Source organism: Muricauda sp. SCSIO 64092 (assembly GCF_023016285.1).
In the GTDB taxonomy this organism is placed as follows: domain Bacteria; phylum Bacteroidota; class Bacteroidia; order Flavobacteriales; family Flavobacteriaceae; genus Croceivirga.
In genome coordinates this window covers 5171200-5188781 of the sequence record NZ_CP095413.1, presented here as the reverse complement: position 1 = coordinate 5188781, position 17582 = coordinate 5171200, and the positions used below count along the sequence as shown (strand labels likewise).

At 41.4% G+C, this 17582-nt stretch carries 18 protein-coding genes; 4 read left to right on the top strand and 14 right to left on the bottom strand.

Annotation, left to right across the window (positions count from 1 at the left end):
* Positions 1-32: 32 nt before the first annotated feature.
* From L0P88_RS21635 to L0P88_RS21605, 7 genes are all read right to left on the bottom strand, one after another.
* Entirely contained in the window at positions 33-737 is a 705-nt protein-coding gene (locus L0P88_RS21635; RefSeq protein WP_247131959.1) for a chitosanase, read from the bottom strand.
* A gap of 94 nt (positions 738-831) precedes the next feature.
* Complete coding sequence (locus tag L0P88_RS21630; protein WP_247131958.1) at positions 832-1569, bottom strand: hypothetical protein; 738 nt, start codon at positions 1567-1569, stop codon at positions 832-834.
* Positions 1570-1929: 360 nt separating this feature from the next.
* Positions 1930-2682, bottom strand: coding sequence for a LytR/AlgR family response regulator transcription factor (locus L0P88_RS21625; RefSeq protein ID WP_247131957.1), 753 nt, complete (start codon positions 2680-2682; stop codon positions 1930-1932).
* Positions 2663-3751 (bottom strand): sensor histidine kinase, encoded by a 1089-nt coding sequence (locus L0P88_RS21620; protein WP_247131956.1) that lies wholly within the window; start codon positions 3749-3751, stop codon positions 2663-2665. The genes L0P88_RS21625 and L0P88_RS21620 overlap by 20 nt, the downstream gene beginning before the upstream one ends.
* A 12-nt stretch (positions 3752-3763) precedes the next feature.
* Positions 3764-4564, bottom strand: coding sequence for a hypothetical protein (locus L0P88_RS21615; RefSeq protein ID WP_247131955.1), 801 nt, complete (start codon positions 4562-4564; stop codon positions 3764-3766).
* Entirely contained in the window at positions 4561-4983 is a 423-nt protein-coding gene (locus tag L0P88_RS21610) for an ABA4-like family protein (RefSeq protein ID WP_247131954.1), read from the bottom strand. The genes L0P88_RS21615 and L0P88_RS21610 overlap by 4 nt, the downstream gene beginning before the upstream one ends.
* 28 nt (positions 4984-5011) lie before the next feature.
* Positions 5012-5173, bottom strand: a complete 162-nt coding sequence (locus L0P88_RS21605; RefSeq protein ID WP_247131953.1) for a hypothetical protein — start codon at positions 5171-5173, stop codon at positions 5012-5014.
* A 226-nt stretch (positions 5174-5399) separates the two neighbouring features.
* Here L0P88_RS21605 and L0P88_RS21600 point away from each other — a divergent pair, with 226 nt between their 5' ends.
* Positions 5400-6845, top strand: a complete 1446-nt coding sequence (locus L0P88_RS21600; protein WP_247131952.1) for a hypothetical protein — start codon at positions 5400-5402, stop codon at positions 6843-6845.
* Positions 6846-7028: 183 nt separating this feature from the next.
* Here L0P88_RS21600 and L0P88_RS21595 read toward each other — a convergent pair whose 3' ends face one another.
* Positions 7029-7406: a hypothetical protein gene (locus L0P88_RS21595; RefSeq protein ID WP_247131951.1), complete on the bottom strand. Its 378-nt coding sequence runs from the start codon at positions 7404-7406 to the stop codon at positions 7029-7031.
* 267 nt (positions 7407-7673) lie between these two features.
* Here L0P88_RS21595 and L0P88_RS21590 point away from each other — a divergent pair, with 267 nt between their 5' ends.
* From L0P88_RS21590 to L0P88_RS21580, 3 genes are all read left to right on the top strand, one after another.
* Entirely contained in the window at positions 7674-8561 is an 888-nt protein-coding gene (locus L0P88_RS21590) for an AraC family transcriptional regulator (RefSeq protein ID WP_247131950.1), read from the top strand.
* A gap of 80 nt (positions 8562-8641) precedes the next feature.
* Positions 8642-9259 (top strand): hypothetical protein, encoded by a 618-nt coding sequence (locus L0P88_RS21585; protein ID WP_247131949.1) that lies wholly within the window; start codon positions 8642-8644, stop codon positions 9257-9259.
* Between the two features lie 66 nt (positions 9260-9325).
* Positions 9326-9790 carry a DoxX family protein gene (locus L0P88_RS21580; RefSeq protein WP_247131948.1) on the top strand — a complete coding sequence of 155 codons (465 nt, stop codon included), beginning with the start codon at positions 9326-9328 and terminating at the stop codon, positions 9788-9790.
* A 114-nt stretch (positions 9791-9904) separates the two neighbouring features.
* On the opposite strand, the gene ppk2 (L0P88_RS21575) is transcribed toward L0P88_RS21580, so the two are convergent.
* The 6 genes from ppk2 (L0P88_RS21575) to L0P88_RS21550 all read right to left on the bottom strand — a co-directional run bounded on the left by ppk2 (L0P88_RS21575) (position 9905) and on the right by L0P88_RS21550 (position 17415).
* A complete protein-coding gene (gene ppk2, locus L0P88_RS21575; protein ID WP_247131947.1) occupies positions 9905-10678 on the bottom strand; it encodes a polyphosphate kinase 2 in 774 nt (257 codons plus the stop codon).
* Between the two features lie 3 nt (positions 10679-10681).
* The gene (gene ppk2, locus L0P88_RS21570; protein ID WP_247131946.1) at positions 10682-11530 is read right to left on the bottom strand and encodes a polyphosphate kinase 2; all 849 of its coding nucleotides are present in this window, start codon (positions 11528-11530) and stop codon (positions 10682-10684) included.
* A 200-nt stretch (positions 11531-11730) separates the two neighbouring features.
* A complete protein-coding gene (locus tag L0P88_RS21565) occupies positions 11731-12687 on the bottom strand; it encodes a helix-turn-helix domain-containing protein (RefSeq protein ID WP_247131945.1) in 957 nt (318 codons plus the stop codon).
* Between the two features lie 114 nt (positions 12688-12801).
* Positions 12802-13917, bottom strand: a complete 1116-nt coding sequence (locus L0P88_RS21560) for a type 1 glutamine amidotransferase domain-containing protein (RefSeq protein ID WP_247131944.1) — start codon at positions 13915-13917, stop codon at positions 12802-12804.
* A 160-nt stretch (positions 13918-14077) separates the two neighbouring features.
* Positions 14078-14857 carry a prohibitin family protein gene (locus L0P88_RS21555; protein ID WP_247131943.1) on the bottom strand — a complete coding sequence of 260 codons (780 nt, stop codon included), beginning with the start codon at positions 14855-14857 and terminating at the stop codon, positions 14078-14080.
* 455 nt (positions 14858-15312) lie between these two features.
* A complete protein-coding gene (locus L0P88_RS21550) occupies positions 15313-17415 on the bottom strand; it encodes an elongation factor G (protein ID WP_247131942.1) in 2103 nt (700 codons plus the stop codon).
* Between the last annotated feature and the right edge of the window lie 167 nt (positions 17416-17582).

Sequence of the window (17582 nt, the reverse complement as noted above, 5' to 3'; positions counted from 1 at the left end):
TTAAATTATTGCAATACCTATTTGAGTATGGTTCATGGAATAAGCACGCCATTGGCGTTTATAGTACCTTCCAGTTCCCAGTTATTTGCCGCTATTAAATCTTTAAAACACTGCGTCCTATAGACGGTTTTTGCCAATACCCTTCGCTTTGGATTGGAATGATATTGAAATGACAATAACCAATCGTGTCTTGCATTGACATAGTTGGTGATCCATTTTTTTTCATCCCCTCCTTCTACCGGGGGTACTTCCGCAAATCTTTGCCTCAATTTTCCCAAGATCCGTCCAGAATGTATAAAGCTGTCATAAATGACCAGTAAGCTCAACGGAAGTGTGAAACCATGTCCCGTAAACCATGCATGGGCGGGTTTGTAATAATAGCGATCAAAAAAGACATCTTGGGCATTTTTCATTACCACGTCCTCCAAAGCGGCCCGTTTAAGTAGCTTGATAAATTCCTTGTTCTTTCTTAAAGATGGCCTCCGGCCAATTCTATTCACGTAGTTTTGGAAAGAATTTGAAAACTTCCCATCCATTTCCATGTATACCTCAATAAGGCGCTTTAAGTTCCCAAATTCGGTGGTTTGGCTTCTACCATAGGTGATTTGATAAATGTTACGTCCCGTGTTTTTATCAATCGGTCCGTCTTGGTAAACGGAAATCAAATGATATTTTCCTTCGGCCACCCCAGTCTCAAAAACATTTAAAACCTGTATTATCTTTTTTTTCTTATCCACTTCCAGACTATATAATTATTGCTCCATCCCAGGTAATTTGGCCACCAATATTGGGCGGGTAATATGAAATTTGAAAACAATCACTGCAACCGCTTTAGGAATCCAAGGCTTCGTTTCCCCCAGAAAGATACCTCAGAATCAAGGTATCGGTCAACCAACCTACCACGCTTTTATTTTTATCAATAATAAACACATCCTTCACACTTGGGTCTTTGGTCAGCGCCAATCGAATTTTCTCCAGTATTACAGCTTCGTCAAATGTTAAAAAGCTGCTGGCCAATTTTTGGTATTTTGCATTGGAGATAAACGCTTTGAAATCATAGTTGGCTGCAGGAACCGTATTTCCCAATTCATTCAGTGCGTCCAGAAAGGTGGCTTTATGGATCACATATTTAATTTTGTCATTATCAAGGATGGGAAGCCTTGATTTTTTTACCTCCGAAAGGAAGTCTATGATTTCCTGTACTTTTTTCCCTTGTACTTCCATTAAATCTTTGTAGACCATGGTCTGTTTGGAAATCATGATCTGGGTGACATTGATGTCATCCAAAACATCCGGGCTTAGTTTATCAATCAATTTATTGTAGCGTTTGGTGGCAATATCAAAATTCTCCTTTCCGAAATAAAACGCCAGTACGGTCCCGACCCAGGTGGCGAACAAAGGAATCAATGTGTCAAAGATGTCCCCCATGGTATCAGCACCCTTTTTGGATAGGAGATAGTACAAGAGTGCCAGTACAATGATAGCCACAAAAGTGAACCAGATTATTATAGTGGCCAGTCTGTTTCTATTGGCAGCCTCGCCCAATTGGTACCATTTTTTATTTTCCATGACAAAAGTGTTAAAAATTAATCCATCCGATATATGCTGTAGAATCCCCAAAGTATAGGTACCCTGGTTATTCATTGACGCCCATTGGCACATGTAATTTGTGGGGGATGTAAACTAAGGCCGGTTCGGATATTGAGGTCTTTGAAAATAACAATTGTCCGGTAAAATCAACTACACAAAAACCTTATTCTTTCTATGGGTTTTATACCATTTCATGCCCATTTACCTACACAATTGGGTTACCACTATCAAAAGCATACCTTTTTTTCTTACAAAATGTGGTTTTACTGGAAAACGCTAAACGAAGAATCTTTAAGCACAACGGCCCACTTGTTATCCCAGCATGGTGACTGGGGCATCTTATCGATTCATCCAGCTTTTAAAATCGTTGGTCTTTGGCCGGCTTACAATAAATTCCATGTCCCTGGCTTTTGTTAGGGTCAATTTCAAACGGTGATTAAAGTATTTCCCAATTTTTACAATGGCCAATTTTGCTACAATCTGGCTGCGATTAATTCGATAGAATTGGTTCGGGTCCAATGACGGATAAAGCTGGTCCAGGGTTTCATCTATGATGACCCGTTTGTCCCCAGTGACCCCAAATGTGATGCTGTCTTCGGAGTATACATACAACAGATCCGAAATGCGCAATTGTACAAAACCATTCCCTTCTTTTACCAAAATACCTTCTCGCCGCTCTGTGGTCTGCATGTCGTCCAAAAAACGTTGAAGGGTTTCAGGGTTTAGCGTAAGCCGTTGTTTGGAACGATTAAATTTTTCCAATGCGTGTTGCAAATCCTCCAGTTGAACGGGCTTTAAAAGATAGTCAACACTGTTCACCTTAAAAGCGCGTATGGCATACTGGTCAAAAGCGGTGGTAAATATGATCGGGCATTGCAACCGTACGTTTTGGAATATTTCAAAGCTTAGCCCATCTGCCAGTTGAATGTCCATGAACACCAAATCAGGGTCCTGGTTGTTTTGAAACCAATCCACACTTTCCTCAACCGTGTCCAGGATACCCAATAACCTATATTCAAATTCCAAAGTTTGCAACAGGCGTTGCAATTGATTGGCTGCCCGGGCTTCGTCTTCAATGATGAGTATCTGCATACGAATGTTTTTGGTCGGCTATGGTCAGTAAGGGTAATTTCACCCTAAAATGCCCATTATCCGTAGTGATGACCACTTGTTTATCCGAAATCAGCGCATACCGCCGTTCTATATTTTTTAGGCCCAGTTTTGTGGTGGGCAATTGGGTGGTTTTAGGTTGTAGCCTGTTACGGACCACCAACTGTCCATTTTCAACGGCTACGTCCACATGCAAGGGTTTTGCTTTGGAGATGACGTTGTGTTTGACCGCATTTTCCAATAGGAGTTGAAGGCTCATGGGGATGATCAACCAGTCGTTGTCATTTTTGGATACCTTCCAATCTACCGTGAGATTATCGCCAAATCGTTCTTTCTGTATGTGGACATAGGCCTTGGCAAATTTTAACTCTTCCCGTAACGCAATTAGGTTTGCATTGCCCGATTCCAGAATGAAACGATACACTTCGGACAATCGATTCACAAATTCCTTGGCTTCCTCCCTGGTATTTTGGTCAATAATATCGCGTAGCGTATTTAACGTGTTGAAAAAAAAGTGGGGCTGCGCCTGATTGCGAAGGGTATCCAATTGTGCCTGTACAATGGCGCGCTTGGCCTGCTCCTCTTCCCGTATGGACTCCTTTAAGCGAATGTAGTAGTATAGCGCTTCGTAAATGGCCATGGTCATGGTACTGATCAAAATTACGGGAAGTACGATCTTGGATCGAAGTGGGTGATTATAACTTTGATCAAAAATATACCCCAGTAGGATATTCCCAATATAATCCACACACAACACCGTAATGACAATGGACAGAAAAAATAATGGAATGCGCTTTTTGTTGCTCCTTAAACTGGGATACTTTTTGCGCAGTGCTATTAAAATGGTGCGCATTACCAACCAATTGACCGTGGAAAACAGTAAGGAAACGCTCCAATTGATAGTGGCCTCAACAAAGGGTAGACGACTGAACGAACCCCGGGAAATAATGAAATCGGCCACAAAACTGAGCAAAACAATGCCCACCAACATGAACCAGACATCGTTGAACCCCAAATATTTGATGCGTTTCGCCTTATTGAAAAGCCCCATACCCCAAATGGTTTATAGCCTTATCAAAGGCATTCCCTGTTTTGCTTGATAAAAGGTAAATCCGATCCATGCGGCATACAATAGTCCAAAAAACAGGACGCCCAGGTTTTTAGCCAGCTTAGGGCCGCTCCATTTCTTGGTAAGCAGTACTGCGAATAAAGGAATAATTTGAATGCCGTGCAATCCAAAAAAATGGGCAACACGCAAATCACCGGCAATGGTACTCCAATTGATCAAGGGTAACCCCTCGCCCCCATCGGGAACACCGACATTATGGGACATTTGACCAATCATTTGCCCTCCTACCCAACTTCCAAACAATACCACAAGCCAGCCCAATAGGATGCCCCACTGCACCGGTCTGGAGGTGTTTAGCCTTAGCCTTATGGTCTCTACAATAAAAAACACCATGGTGAGCACAATGATACTGATAAGAACACCCATACTGCCAAATAGAATGCCATCGAACAAACTGGATTGATTGTAGTGCGACCGCACTCCACGGGCCGCCTGAAAGACCACAATACAGATTTCCAATGCCATGGTCCAGGAAATGATGTTATTGACGATGTTCTTCTTTCTTCTGGAAAAGGGATAAAGGGTAATCAAAAATCCCGAAGTGAGCACATAGATGCCCCCCGAAAGTGAAAATTTCATTGGTTTGACCCAAATATTGAGACCGGTCAGCATACGATCGTCCACCATCCACCCTACAAAACATAAGGCAACAAGCATAAAATGAAACATAGCGATTCCATACAAAATGGGGCTTTCCCTCCTAACGGTTTGCAATACATATTTTAGGTGCCTCATGATCTGGAAATTTTTAACGTTCTTATCAGCATAAAGAGCAAAAAGCCTACAGGTCCGAGCATAAAGGTGGCCAAAAGACAAGGGACCATCAATAGCTGGTGGATACCCAATTTTTGGTTTTGGTTCAACATCCACATCCCCACTAAAAGATCAAAAGCCAAATAATGGACCCAACCCGCCATTACGGCATTTTCCAAAGTAAACAAGGACATCACGGAGGATAAACTCCCAAAATCCAAGCCTTCACCGGTCTGGATGTGTACCGTCATGTAGTACACGTAAAAAAGGGATAGTAGAATGGGTACCAACTTATAATCAATTAAAAATCGGGTCACCTTCCATTTGGGAAGTATGATCATCAAAAGCCACATAGGCATTGCCATGGTATTGGCTATTGAAAAAACTTCTGCTGTTGTCATTGTGGTTTGGTTTATGGTTTAACACAGGTCAAAAATCAATTTTCAATCGATTGTCGGGAAGGTTTTTTTGCTGAACCATCGTTACGGCCCGTTGAATTGTCAAAAGTCCACTTTTGACCCTTACCAGGCAGCGGAAAACCGCCACCATCCGTTCCAAGCATAAAGCACTTTCCTCCTTTTGTAAGGTCATGTAAATCCTTTTTCATTGGTTATTTGTGGGAAACCAATCACACGCTGTTGGGTTGGTTGGTAATCGTCAATTTCATGTCTACTTACAAAACTTCATTTTAACATACCAAAACCAGGGTTAGTTCGTTTTGAATTAATCCAGGGAGAATTGTACACTATTATTAATGTCAAGATTCCCTTGAAAACCAATCCTAACAGCCTATTGATAACTAATCCCCACCTTGATCATGAACCTAACCTTTAAACAACTCATTTTAATTGCATTGACTACTGTTCCCCTATGGACCAATGCACAAAAAATCAAAATCAAAAAAGAAGTCATTACGTTCGATGGAAAGGAGGTTGCCAAAGTCAATACCGAATTGCGGGACAACTTTCTTTTCTCCACCATGTCCGGGGAAAAGGCATTTGATGTTGTGTTTAAAGGTATGTCGGCCTCTAATATCGAAGGGTTTCAGTGGTTGGAACTGACTTCGGCCAATGGCGAAAAAACAGAGATTCCTTATGAAATCTTAATGACATCCTTGAACCAGACCAAATTGATCGTTAAACTCTTAAGTGCCAAGTATGGACTGATTACCACAGAAGGCATTGATAGCGGGACCGTTGCTGCGTTTTTTGCAACGGAACGGGAAGTATTGAGTGACAAGTATGCAAAAACGGTAATGGAGGCCAAAAATGACCAAATGGAACGCCAGGCAAAAGTTGGGCGTTATAAACCCTTTGTAAAGGATGATGGGACCATTGTTCTTGGAGGGGCGACCGGTACCAGGATTATGGGGCGCGTGACCCATGGAACCAATACCTATACCGTTACCGATCTGGATGGAATCACTATTGGCACCGCTACGGGATGTGCTACCTGCACTACCGTAAAGGCCAAGACCTTCACCGATGAGGATTTTGAGTTCGATTATGGTTCCAAGACCATGATGACCGGACGTTTTTCAAGATCGTTCGCACAAGTTTTTGTGGAGGAACTATTGGGAAGGGATTACAAACTTGGCCGTGAAGCGACTGCCTATAAAAAAAGCCTGCACAACGAAAAAGTAAAGGTTGCCAAAGAAAACAGTGTTAATCTTTATGGGGTCCCCGGCTATGTTATTGACGAAGACGGTACCACCTATGAAGGGACCATCTATGCCGTTTTTGAAAAATTGCAGTTGGACCCCTCCCAGCAAGAAAGCGACCTCTATGATATGAATTCCATAGACAAATTCGGGAAGTTCGTAAGTATCAAATACAAAAACGAAAAAGGACGACTACGTACCAAGCGTTTTGCCGCAAGAAACAATATTGTATTTGGTGCAACTCATGAAGGTAAGGAAAAGGTATTCCACGGTATGAAGACCAAAGGAAACGCTATGAAAAAGTTTTCAAATGCAGCGAACCTTGGTTTTGACAATTCGTATTTCTACGAAGTGGCGTATACCAATTCAGACCACAGTGTACTCTCCAAACCCGGTGAACCCAATACATTGGTCTTAAAATTCGCCGATAAAAAATTAGGGTTTATGATCGATAATCGCGAGAATGAAAAAGTATCCAATGCACTGGCCGGATTTGTCGACAATTGTAAATCACTTTCCAATGATCTGAAAAACCAGGAATTTGATTTAAGCAATTTCGAAAATCTAAAAACCATTGTTGATGAGTATGGCGGTTGTCAATAAAGTTTTTGTACGCCGGAAAAACAAAACTTTAGGGAATTAAGATAGCGGTATGCGTTTTAATTCCCCAAGATTTTGTCGTCAACGGCATTTCGTTTATCGGAAGCTTATACTTCGGTTGGGAATGTTTACATTTTATATCGGCACCCACTATCCCAGCCTTTACGTATTCAACAAATCCATGGTCTAGTCAAAAACTACGCCAGGGATTAACTCCACAAACCCATTATCTTGCTTTAAGAACAATCTTGTATTATCGAAATGTTTCATAAATCCGGTAGATATCTTTAAATAGGTCTTTGTTTGATAAAATGGGCAGCTCCAAATATACCTTCTTATATCAATGACCTTTTTTGGCTCAAACGTAAAGATGGAATCCGATTTGAAGAAAAAGATATTATCCATATTGGGTTCATTAGGATAAAAAATGGTCTTGTCCGTTTTTGATTGTGCCAGGTATTCCCAGTTGTCATCCACAAATACACTATCTACTGGATGTTGGGCAATGCTTTCATTGGCCATTAAGCCAATGATTACCGCACCCAAACTCATTTTTTGTATCATTTGGGGCAGTTTTTGGTTAAACCGTGAATTGGTGTCTTACGTTCATTTTCATAGTCTATAAGATCTTACTTTGAAACAAAGAAAATCAAACTAGCCCAAGGCGGGAATATGGACAAAAAGCAATGCATAAGTGCTTCACTGAAAAAATAAGTGATGGGGTAATTCCAGCCCTAACGATCGCACTAAAGTTTTTACCACCTTCAAATAAGGATTATCTTTAGGGATAGTGATTATTGTAAATGGGTCCGTGATAGGGTCCACACCTTTTTGAAAATCTACCATAACATACGGGACCTTCTTTTGGATTGGGGCATCCATTCAAAACCCAACAATGGGAATATCCATATTTTCCGGATTGAGGATTATTTTGAGGACAAACCCCTGGCCTTTGGCCCCTACCAACAGGATTTTTTTGAATTGACCTTCGGTATTGGGCATGATGCGGACATCACCATAGGGGCATCCCGGTTCAATTCCATTCAAGCCTCCATTTCCTTTACGCCCCCTTATCAGATCACTTCCTGGACGCTTTACCGTTTCCACAAGGATTCATTGGGCTATATGATCCTTTTCAGGCCCCAACTTCTGGGCGCTACCCTGGATAAAATTGATTTTTACAAAACCTATCCCTTTCTCAACTTGCATACTGCGCCAATGCTCTTTTTGGACGACGAACAACAAACCACCATTGTTGATTTGATGCATACATTACTTTTGGAGTACAATAATGCGGAACAAAAAGGACATGAAACCATCTTAGCATCCTATTTGACCATTATCCTGGAGAAGATAAAGGGATTGTTCCAGACCCCGGCAAATTTGGGATTTGCCAGTAGAATCCAGGAAATTGCCTTTCGGTTTGAGGTCCTTTTGAAGGATCAGGCCCGATACGACCAAAAAATTCCCCATTTTGCGGAACAACTGCATATTAGTACCCCCTATCTTTCGGAAGCCGTAAAGAAAGTCACCGGCAAGACGGCCATCAGTATCCTCCAAGAATACGTAATCCTGAAAGCCAAGAGCCTTTTAAAGCAGACGGATAGTCCAATCGGGACGATTGCGGAATCCCTGGGTTTTACGGAAGCGACCAATTTCAACAAATACTTCAAGAAAAATACGGGCATTACGCCCGGAACTTATCGCAAACTACCTTAATATTTACCCTTTTTACCCATTAAATGATATAAAAAAGCGGTTTACCGCAACCTACTTTTGGGGTGACAAATTAAAACGCCATGAAGCGTCACCCTTTTATCTTTGTACTATTGCTTGTAGCCATGGTTACGAAAAACCAGGCCCAAACCACTATCGAGACCTTTTCCGATACCGATGGGATGATTATTGAAGCATGGTTTTTCAAACCACTTACCGAAGACTACAAATTCACCATATTCAGTTTAAACGATGCCGTTATCGATTACGATAGCGAAACGGCGGAATTCGTTTCCTACACCGTTTTGGGCTATGATGCCTGGAAGGGTTTTGGACCTGTCCTGGGCGGGCGCGTTTTTGATGGTCGCACCAGCGCCCTGGCAGGTATCCAATGGAACAAGGCGGGAGAAGGGTTCCTAATCACGACCAATATTACGAGCGAGGTCCGCGATGCGCCGCTTTATGAGTGGTACCTCCTGACCCAATACCGATTTCCTTTGAACCAAAAGCTGGGCTTCTTTGGTCAATTCCAGAACTCAACAAATTTTGATGGCAATGGGCACCTTTTTTCGTTCCAGCGCCTAAGGGTCGGCCTTAGTATGAAAACATTGCAGTTTGGACTGGGGCTTACTACCTACCAGTTTGGTAACGATGGGGACTTTGAGGCCGATCCAGGGATTTTTGTACGCCTTGAATTCTGACCCATAACACTAAAACAGGGGAATCCGGTGTACCATTAAAAAAGTAAAAACTATAAAAATTCCAATATGAAAAACCTCGTATTCAACACAGACAATAATTGGGCCTCACTTATTTTACGAGTGGCCCTGGGAATCATCATCCTTATCCATGGGACCACAAAACTGGGAAGCGGTTTTGCCGGGTTTGAAGGCTTTATTACTGAATATATGGGACTTCCGGCAATTGTGGCCTATGCCACTGCCTTTATTGAGACTACGGGATCGGTGATGCTCATCCTTGGGTTTGCAACCCGAATCAATGCCATGGCCATGTTCGGCCTTTTCGTTGGAATGATCGTCACCGTACACGGTGCCATTGGATTCCAAATGAACTGGAACGGACAGTATGACGCGGGCATGGAAGGCTATGAGTACCATTTATTGGTCCTAAGTATCTGTACTGCCCTGATGGTACTTGGCGGGGGCCGGTTATCCGCGGACCGGACCATTCAAGGGTTGGGCCAACCCAGCTTACGAAACATTAAAAATTAAGGACGATGAAAATACTGCATATCGATACCAGCCTAAGGCAAGATGCAGATAAAATAGGCCTGTAGACCTCACATATTTTACTGTTAAACAAAAAACATTGTGCCATTTGAGCCATTACTCATACGGTATGACCGTAAGAATATGTGAAATTGCTTTCAATCTGGCATTTGATTTTTTGTTTGCATCAATAATTAACCAAGGTGCGGTTTCTGTGTTTGTAGCTTCAAACATTTTGGTTTTATAAAAGGTATAATCGTCCCACAAAGCCTGCGCTTTTTCATCAACTGGGGTTATCTTCCAACGTTTCAGGGGATTATTCTTTATTTCCATGAATCTATGGGCTTGCTCTTTTTTAGTGATTGAAAAATACAATTTGATCAGATACGTATCTGACTGTACAAGCATCTTTTCAAAATCATTGACCTGGGACATGAAAACCCTATATTCCTTTTCGGTACAAAAACCGTTAACTGGTTCCACCACTGCCCTGTTGTACCAACTTCTATCAAAAAATACCATTTCTCCAGGTTTGGGCAATTGATTGATATACCGTTGGAAAAACCATTGCCTTTTTTCATCCTCCGAAGGAATGTTCAAAGCCACCGTTCTAAAGTGCCTTGGGTTAATATATTCCGTGATTCGTCTTATTGCCCCACCTTTACCTGCGGCGTCCCTCCCCTCGAAAAGAATTACTACTTTCTTATCGTTTTGTATGACCCAATTTTGAAGTTTTATCAGTTTTTCCTGCTGCTTTCTTACCTCGGTCAGATATTTAACTTCTTCAAGGACTTTGTCCATTTTGACTTTTTTATTCTTAAAAAGCGTATGCAAACCTATCTTTGAATTAAGCAGTTCTATTTCTTCTTCCGTATATGCTCTATTCTTCATGTCTTAAATATCTATTTGAACAGCACTTCTATGATATTTCATAATTACATTTGGATCCGGTAAAAGGGAAATGTTTGAGTCCCCCTTTTCATCATAATCAAATTGCGATAATACATACCGCATACTTTCCAATCGAGCTTGTTTTTTATTGTTTGTTTTTACAATGATCCAAGGGCTAAAATTGGTGTGGGTTTTACTGAACATTTGTTCTTTATAGTGCGTATAGCTATCCCATAACTCTTGCCCCTTCATATCAACAGGGCTAAATTTCCAACGTTTAAGAGGGTTACTTAAACGGGCATCAAACCTTTTCTTCTGTTCTTCTTTAGAAATGGAAAACCAAAACTTGATGATTTTCAAATTATCCTCGTAAAGTAAATGTTCAAACTCCGAGACTTGAACCATGAACTGATCATATTGCTTTTTTGTACAAAAGCCCATAACTGGTTCAACAACCGCACGATTGTACCAACTTCTATCAAAAAAAACAATTTCCCCTGGATTTGGTAGCACTTTGATGTATCGCCTAAAATACCATTGTCCTTTTTCGACTTCAGTGGGTTTGGTCAAGGCCACCACCCTAGATGTTCTTGGATTCAAATGTTCTTTAAATCGTTTGATCGACCCACCTTTTCCCGCAGCATCCCTTCCTTCGAAAACAATGGCGACCCTCATTTTCTTTTCGGCAATCCATTTCTGAAGATTTACAAATTCGGACTGTAATTTTCTTAGTTCAACTTCATACTTTAATTTGTCCAGTGTTTTGGCAATTGGAATATTGTTTTCTTTTGCTGTGTGAACTAGGTCATCCCTTGTTCTTACTCCAATTAAATGGTCCGGTTCAAATCTCATGTGATATTTTTATATGGCTGTCTAGGTCATTTTGCAGGAAGGAAAGTACTCAAAGACATTGATTTTAGCGCTTTGTTCTGTACTTTTTTTAATCCAGGCCTTCTCAACTAAACACAAAAATCCAGGGATCATTGTTAAAAAAGATCAACATTTCAACAAACCTTATGATCATTTCTCCAAGCGGTTGGTTCCAAACGAATTCATACCGTATTAGCTTTCCTGTAACCAGAAGGGGTCATACCTTCAAACTTTTTAAAGGCGCTATTGAAGGACGACAAACTGCTAAACCCTGAATCAAAAGCAATGGCAGATATAGTAAGGTCTTTGCCATCCTCCCCCTTAAGCCTTTCTTTTGCCTCCTGAATTCTGTAATAATTTATAAAATCATTGAAGTTTTGTTTTGCGTATTGGTTAATGACCTCGGAGGTTTTCTGGGTGGTTTTGTGAACGGACTTACTTATACTTGCCAGGGACACGTTGGGTTCCAGATGTCGTTTTTCGTCTAAAATCAATTTGACGATCTGGGCAAATAACTGTGTATCATCATTCTTTTTAAAAACACTTCCATCCATATCGGTTGCTTTAAGTTGAAAAGCCTTAAAGCTTAAAAAATAGACTACTACGGAATAGATGATTGGTCCTATAATATAGGGAACGGTATCTTCTATGATATTTAAAAAATAAGATACCCATATCAGGACAAAACCGACCACAACTAGATTCAACCAGGCAATAATTGCATTCTGGGATTTTGTACGCAGTGCTTTAGGGTAGCTTTTTTTAATTTTTTGCAATACCCTATGGGCACTAAAAATGTAAAAGGCAAAATGCAAATAGATAAAAACAAGAAGGCTGGCAAATACAATAAGAACCTCTTGGGTATTGCTCTCAAACCAATTTCTGGTGACAAAAAAGCTGGAAAAAAACAATGCTGTAAATGGGATCAGTGCCACAAAATAGTAACGTGGCAGTTTATAATTTGGAGTGGTCATTCCAGCAACGTACCACCGCAATAAGGGACCTATCAACAATAGAAAAGTCAATCCTACAAAAATGAAGACAGGTTCCAGATCATTACCAAAATACAATAGGACGGATTTACCTATCCGAAAGGCCATGAAAACAAGGATAAGGGCCAATAGATAGTTGGCTACCATTCTTTTCTTTTTGAAAAAAAACAGGTAGGCGGCAAATGTTACCCCATGTAAAAGTCCTGCACTGGCTAAAATGATGAGAAATATATCCAAAAAACCCAACCCACTATTTTTCTGCTAATTTAGTGCTATGTCCTTTCTTTTGGATTCACATTTCTTCGCAAAAGCTACTAGGGACATCATATTTGAAAAATCACCTAGTTTACCCTGCATCGCTGAAATTATACCATGTTTCGCAATTAAAACCCTATTTACGGGCTTGTTCCCGTTCAGTAGCATGGCCCCGATCATTTTTTTTGCTTCCTGTTTCCCATGGGTTTTGTAGGCCAATAACACCTTTACCGCATTTTCTACATCGGTAATCTCCCTATGTTTTGGTTCATGGCCCAATTGTATGATCATTTGTTCAGCAACACTCCAGGTCGACCATGGGTTTTGTCCCGTAAGTAAATTACCATCATGGCCAATTTTTTCCAAGTACATGGCACCTTCCTTAAAATGGGCACCCTTCTCCATCATCTTGTCCTGTAATAAAAAGGGAAATATTTTCCGGGCATCGGATATTAAAAGTAGTTCCTCCCGATTTGTAAATCCAGTCACTTCCTTATTTTCCAGAAGTGGACGTCCATTGGATAACGTTACATTGACCAAAGCGGCAGGACCATGGCAAACGGCACCAATGACTTTATTGCTTTCATAATAATCCTTTACAATATGTTGAATTGCCTCGTTATTTGGAAAGTCGAACATCGCCCCTTTTCCTCCAACGAAAAAAATGGCCTTATACGGTTCGCCAATACAATCTTCTATTTTGAGCGTATTGCTTGTTTTGTACTGTGCGATGGAATCATTTAAAAATGCAAAATCATAGGCTCCCATATCTTCATCATCAATTACTACGGGTGGCTTCCCTCCTTTTGGACTCGCAATATCCACTTCAAAACCATTTGCCGTAAAGGTATAATAGGCGCGCGCCAGTTCCGATAATTCATAACCTGTACCTTTTCCACTATTGCCCATGACATCCGTACTTGTTACCACGGCCAGTATTTTACCCCTCATTGGGATAACGTTGTCCGATAAATACGGTAAGTCTTCAATTGTAGTGGATTCAATAGTGATGTCCCCAGGGGGAATTAAACTTCTGAACCAAAATCCAAAAGAAACAATGACGACAATGAGACTACCTAAAACGAGGGATATCCATTTAAGGATTCGATATTTTTTAAACATAACAACGTATTTGAAATCCTCGGCTAAATAACACCAAGACACCCGTACATCTTGTTTAAATGATAATTCCGTCAGAAAAAGTTATTGGATGGAATGGCCATCAACTAAAAAGGCATGAAATTGATTTCATGCCTTTCCTATCATTATGCCTTCCCTTGCCTTATTCGTTGGCATCGATGAGCATGGGGGTCTTGCCATCCGTAAGGATGATTTTGGTGTTTGGTGAGGTCGAAAGCCTATTGAATGCTTCAATGCTCCTGATCTTGATGATTTCTTCGGTCAAACCCTCGGAAAGGATTTTCTGTGCATCGCGTTCCCCTTCAGCATCAATAATTTTACGGTTCGCCTCAAGCTTGGCCTGTTGGATTACAAATTCCATACGCATGGCGTCCTGTTCTGCCTGCAGTTTTCGCTCAATGGAATTTGCCAACCCTGGGGGCAATTGGATGCTTTTCATCAAAACGGCAATCAATTCAATCCCATCAGCTTGCTTTTTCAGATTTTCATTCATTTTTACTTTGATTTCTTCCTCGATATTGGAACGCATCCCTGAGTGCATGTCCTTGGCATAGAATTTTGCACAGACATCGGAAGAGGCGGAACGGAACACACTGGTAATTATGGATTCGTAATCGCGCCCTAGATTTTGTAGGACACTGGGAATCTTCTCTCGTTGCAATCGGTATAAAATTGAAATTTCCGATTCTACACTAAGCCCTTCCTTACTGGGGAGGGTCAAAATAAGTTTAATGTTATTCGTTTGTGTTGATTCCTTAATCACCTTACTTGTAAAGGGATTAAAAAAAACGGTGCCCTCGGTGGCCACCTGATCGTCAAACTTCCCCAAGGTCTGCTTTACCCCAGCTTCACCCGGTCGAATAACTGCACAGCTTGAAAACAATAGCATAGCTGCAATGCTTAACATAAATACATCTCTCATTACGCACTTTTTTGATTAATTAATAGTAAAAATTTGGTTTGAACTCACATTGGTCATTTATGAAATCTGGATTTCAGAGCAGTGTACAAAGCTTCGTCCACCCCTGGTATCCTTTACTTAGTTACCAACAATTATGCCATTCAACAGCCGTTTTTGGTTGGCCACCAGAAAAATGGAATAGACCGTTCCCGTACCAAACAAATGATGATTCCCTTAGGACGTTCAAGGTGTTAAATCGGACAATCGCTATTCATTACAATTGGTAGCAGATTACTTACCATAGCAGATTGCAAATGAAGTTTAATGGCATACCAAGTGTAAGGTCGTCCCAATCCTTGCTGAAAGAACGCCAAGTTCATGGTAGCTCCCTAAATTGGTGCAATTGTCGTCTGCTCCGATACCCAAAAAATACGGCAGCAACCATGTAATTCTTATGGTTACTGCCGTAATATAGTTTACGCTTTGATCAGCTCTTTTTGTACGTTTTCAGGAACGGATTCAAAGGATGCAAATTCAGAAGTGAAGGTTGCCTTACCTTGCGTTAGGGAACGTAAGTTGGTGGAATAGCCCCCAAGTTCCGCTTCCGGAGTGGTACACTTCAAAATCTGATACTGTTCCACGGTATCAAAACCTAAAATCACCGATCTGCGCGACTGTAGATCGGTCATCACATTGCCCAGCATTTCTTCGGGCACCCTAACCGTAAGTTCCCGTAAGGGTTCCATTAATTGGGGTTTTGCGTTTAAAAACGCTTCTTTAAAGGCATGTGCCCCGGCAATCTTAAAGGCAATATCGTTTGAATCCACGGAATGCATCTTTCCATCATATACCAACACACGAACATCCCGAACATAGGAGCCAGTCAATGGGCCGGATTCCATAACCTCCAAAATTCCTTTCTTGATGGACGGTAAATATCTCAGGTCGATCACACCTCCTACAATACAATTGTAAAAGACCAGTTTGCCTCCCCAGGGCAAATCCACTTCTTCCTTTCCACGGATATTGAATCCTTCCGGTTCGGGCATACCCTCATGCCATGGTTCTATCTTTAAATGCACCTCGGCAAACTGCCCTGCACCTCCTGATTGTTTTTTATGGCGATAACTTGCCCTGGCGGAACGTTTTATGGTTTCGCGATAGGCAATTTTAGGCTGTTCAAATTTTGGTTGTACCCCGTAGGTGTTTTCCAAGATCCATTTGACCGTGGCCAAATGCAATTCACCTTGACAACCAACCAGTTGTTGCTTTAATTCATTGGAATAGCTCACTACAACCGTCGGATCCTGGCTTTGGATTTTCCGCAAGGCCTCGGTTAGTTTTTCTTCCTCATGCTGTGATACTGCCGAAACCGCCTTGGTCAATCTTGACTGCGGATACTTGATCGGTTTAATGGTCATTTTGTGCCCTTCTTGATGCAAGGTGTCATTGGTCTCCGTACCTTTTAGCTTTAGGGTGGCCCCAATATCACCTACGACCAGTTTGGATACCGGTTCACGCTTTTTACCATCCATAATGAACAACTGGTTCAACACTTCGGTTTCCTCCGTTCTGGAATTGATCAGCTTATCATTGACCGTAACCGTACCTGATTTTACTTTGAAGAAGGTCAATTGGCCCACATTGGGCAAATTAACGGTTTTGAACACGAACAAGGTGGTTGGGGCGTCTGCCTTGGGGGGAATACTCAATCCCTCCACACTTTGTTCCGGTTTTAAATCTGCCGCAGCGGGCGTCACATTATCAATAAAGCCCATTAGTCGGCCACTGCCCATATCCTGTAGGGCCGATACACAGAACACTGGAAACACCTCGTGGTTAAGCATCCCCGCTTTGATACCCTGCCGCATTTCATCCTCATTTAACGTCCCCTTCTCAAAGAAAAGTTCCATCAAATCCTCATCGTTTTCTGCAGCTTTTTCAACCAATTCGTTGTGCAATTGGTCCGCCAATTCCTTTTGGTCATCCGGAATAGGGTGTTTTTCAGGCTTGCCTCCCTGAGGAGGGAATTTGTACATTTTCATTTTAAGGACATCAATGATGCACTGGGCGCCATCCAACTGTAACGGGTACTGTACCTTAACCGCACTATTGCCCACCAAAGCTTTGATATCATTGAAACTGTCCTCAAAATTGGCCTTCGGATGGTCTATCTGATTGATGACAAAAAGTGTGGGTTTTTGGTAGGTGTCCACATAGTTCCATATGATTTCGGTACCAATCTCAACGCCGTTCCTTGCATTGATAATGGTAACCACGGTATCAGCCACCCGAATTGAAGACATAATTTCCCCTACAAAATCATCAAGTCCGGGGGTATCTATGATGTTTATCTTATAGTTGCGCCACTCGGTATGTAGTGGTGTTGCAAATACGGTGGTGCCCCTTTCATGTTCAATGGTATGATAATCGGAGACCGTATTTTTGTTTTCCACGGTTCCCCTTCTGTTCAGAAGTCCTGCTTCAAAAAGCATAGTCTCAGATAATGTGGTCATGCCACAGCCGTGGGCACCCACAAACACTACATTTTTAATGTGTTTTTCGTCATATATTTTCATCTGTTGGAGAGTTAAGGAGTTATAATGCACTAAAATTTACTAAAAATACCCGTTTCATTGTTTTAAAAACATGACATTTTCCCATATAAATCGCCCATGAATTGTTGTATATTCTCCACACCCCTTAAATTTCAGGGCACCCGTTGATTTTATCTTGGAATGGGGTG

Excerpts from the sequence above, each read along its gene's own strand:
- L0P88_RS21620 (WP_247131956.1), bottom strand. The coding sequence starts at position 3,751 with ATGGGGCTTTTCAATAAGGCGAAACGCATCAAATATTTGGGGTTCAAC.
- L0P88_RS21580 (WP_247131948.1), top strand. The coding sequence starts at position 9,326 with ATGAAAAACCTCGTATTCAACACAGACAATAATTGGGCCTCACTTATT.
- ppk2 (WP_247131947.1), bottom strand. The coding sequence starts at position 10,678 with ATGAAGAATAGAGCATATACGGAAGAAGAAATAGAACTGCTTAATTCA.
- L0P88_RS21605 (WP_247131953.1), bottom strand. The coding sequence starts at position 5,173 with ATGACCTTACAAAAGGAGGAAAGTGCTTTATGCTTGGAACGGATGGTG.
- L0P88_RS21565 (WP_247131945.1), bottom strand. The coding sequence starts at position 12,687 with ATGGTAGCCAACTATCTATTGGCCCTTATCCTTGTTTTCATGGCCTTT.
- L0P88_RS21630 (WP_247131958.1), bottom strand. The coding sequence starts at position 1,569 with ATGGAAAATAAAAAATGGTACCAATTGGGCGAGGCTGCCAATAGAAAC.
- L0P88_RS21615 (WP_247131955.1), bottom strand. The coding sequence starts at position 4,564 with ATGAGGCACCTAAAATATGTATTGCAAACCGTTAGGAGGGAAAGCCCC.
- L0P88_RS21555 (WP_247131943.1), bottom strand. The coding sequence starts at position 14,857 with ATGAGAGATGTATTTATGTTAAGCATTGCAGCTATGCTATTGTTTTCA.
- ppk2 (WP_247131946.1), bottom strand. The coding sequence starts at position 11,530 with ATGAGATTTGAACCGGACCATTTAATTGGAGTAAGAACAAGGGATGAC.
- L0P88_RS21585 (WP_247131949.1), top strand. The coding sequence starts at position 8,642 with ATGAAGCGTCACCCTTTTATCTTTGTACTATTGCTTGTAGCCATGGTT.
- L0P88_RS21625 (WP_247131957.1), bottom strand. The coding sequence starts at position 2,682 with ATGCAGATACTCATCATTGAAGACGAAGCCCGGGCAGCCAATCAATTG.
- L0P88_RS21610 (WP_247131954.1), bottom strand. The coding sequence starts at position 4,983 with ATGACAACAGCAGAAGTTTTTTCAATAGCCAATACCATGGCAATGCCT.
- L0P88_RS21560 (WP_247131944.1), bottom strand. The coding sequence starts at position 13,917 with ATGTTTAAAAAATATCGAATCCTTAAATGGATATCCCTCGTTTTAGGT.
- L0P88_RS21595 (WP_247131951.1), bottom strand. The coding sequence starts at position 7,406 with ATGATACAAAAAATGAGTTTGGGTGCGGTAATCATTGGCTTAATGGCC.
- L0P88_RS21550 (WP_247131942.1), bottom strand. The coding sequence starts at position 17,415 with ATGAAAATATATGACGAAAAACACATTAAAAATGTAGTGTTTGTGGGT.
- L0P88_RS21600 (WP_247131952.1), top strand. The coding sequence starts at position 5,400 with ATGAACCTAACCTTTAAACAACTCATTTTAATTGCATTGACTACTGTT.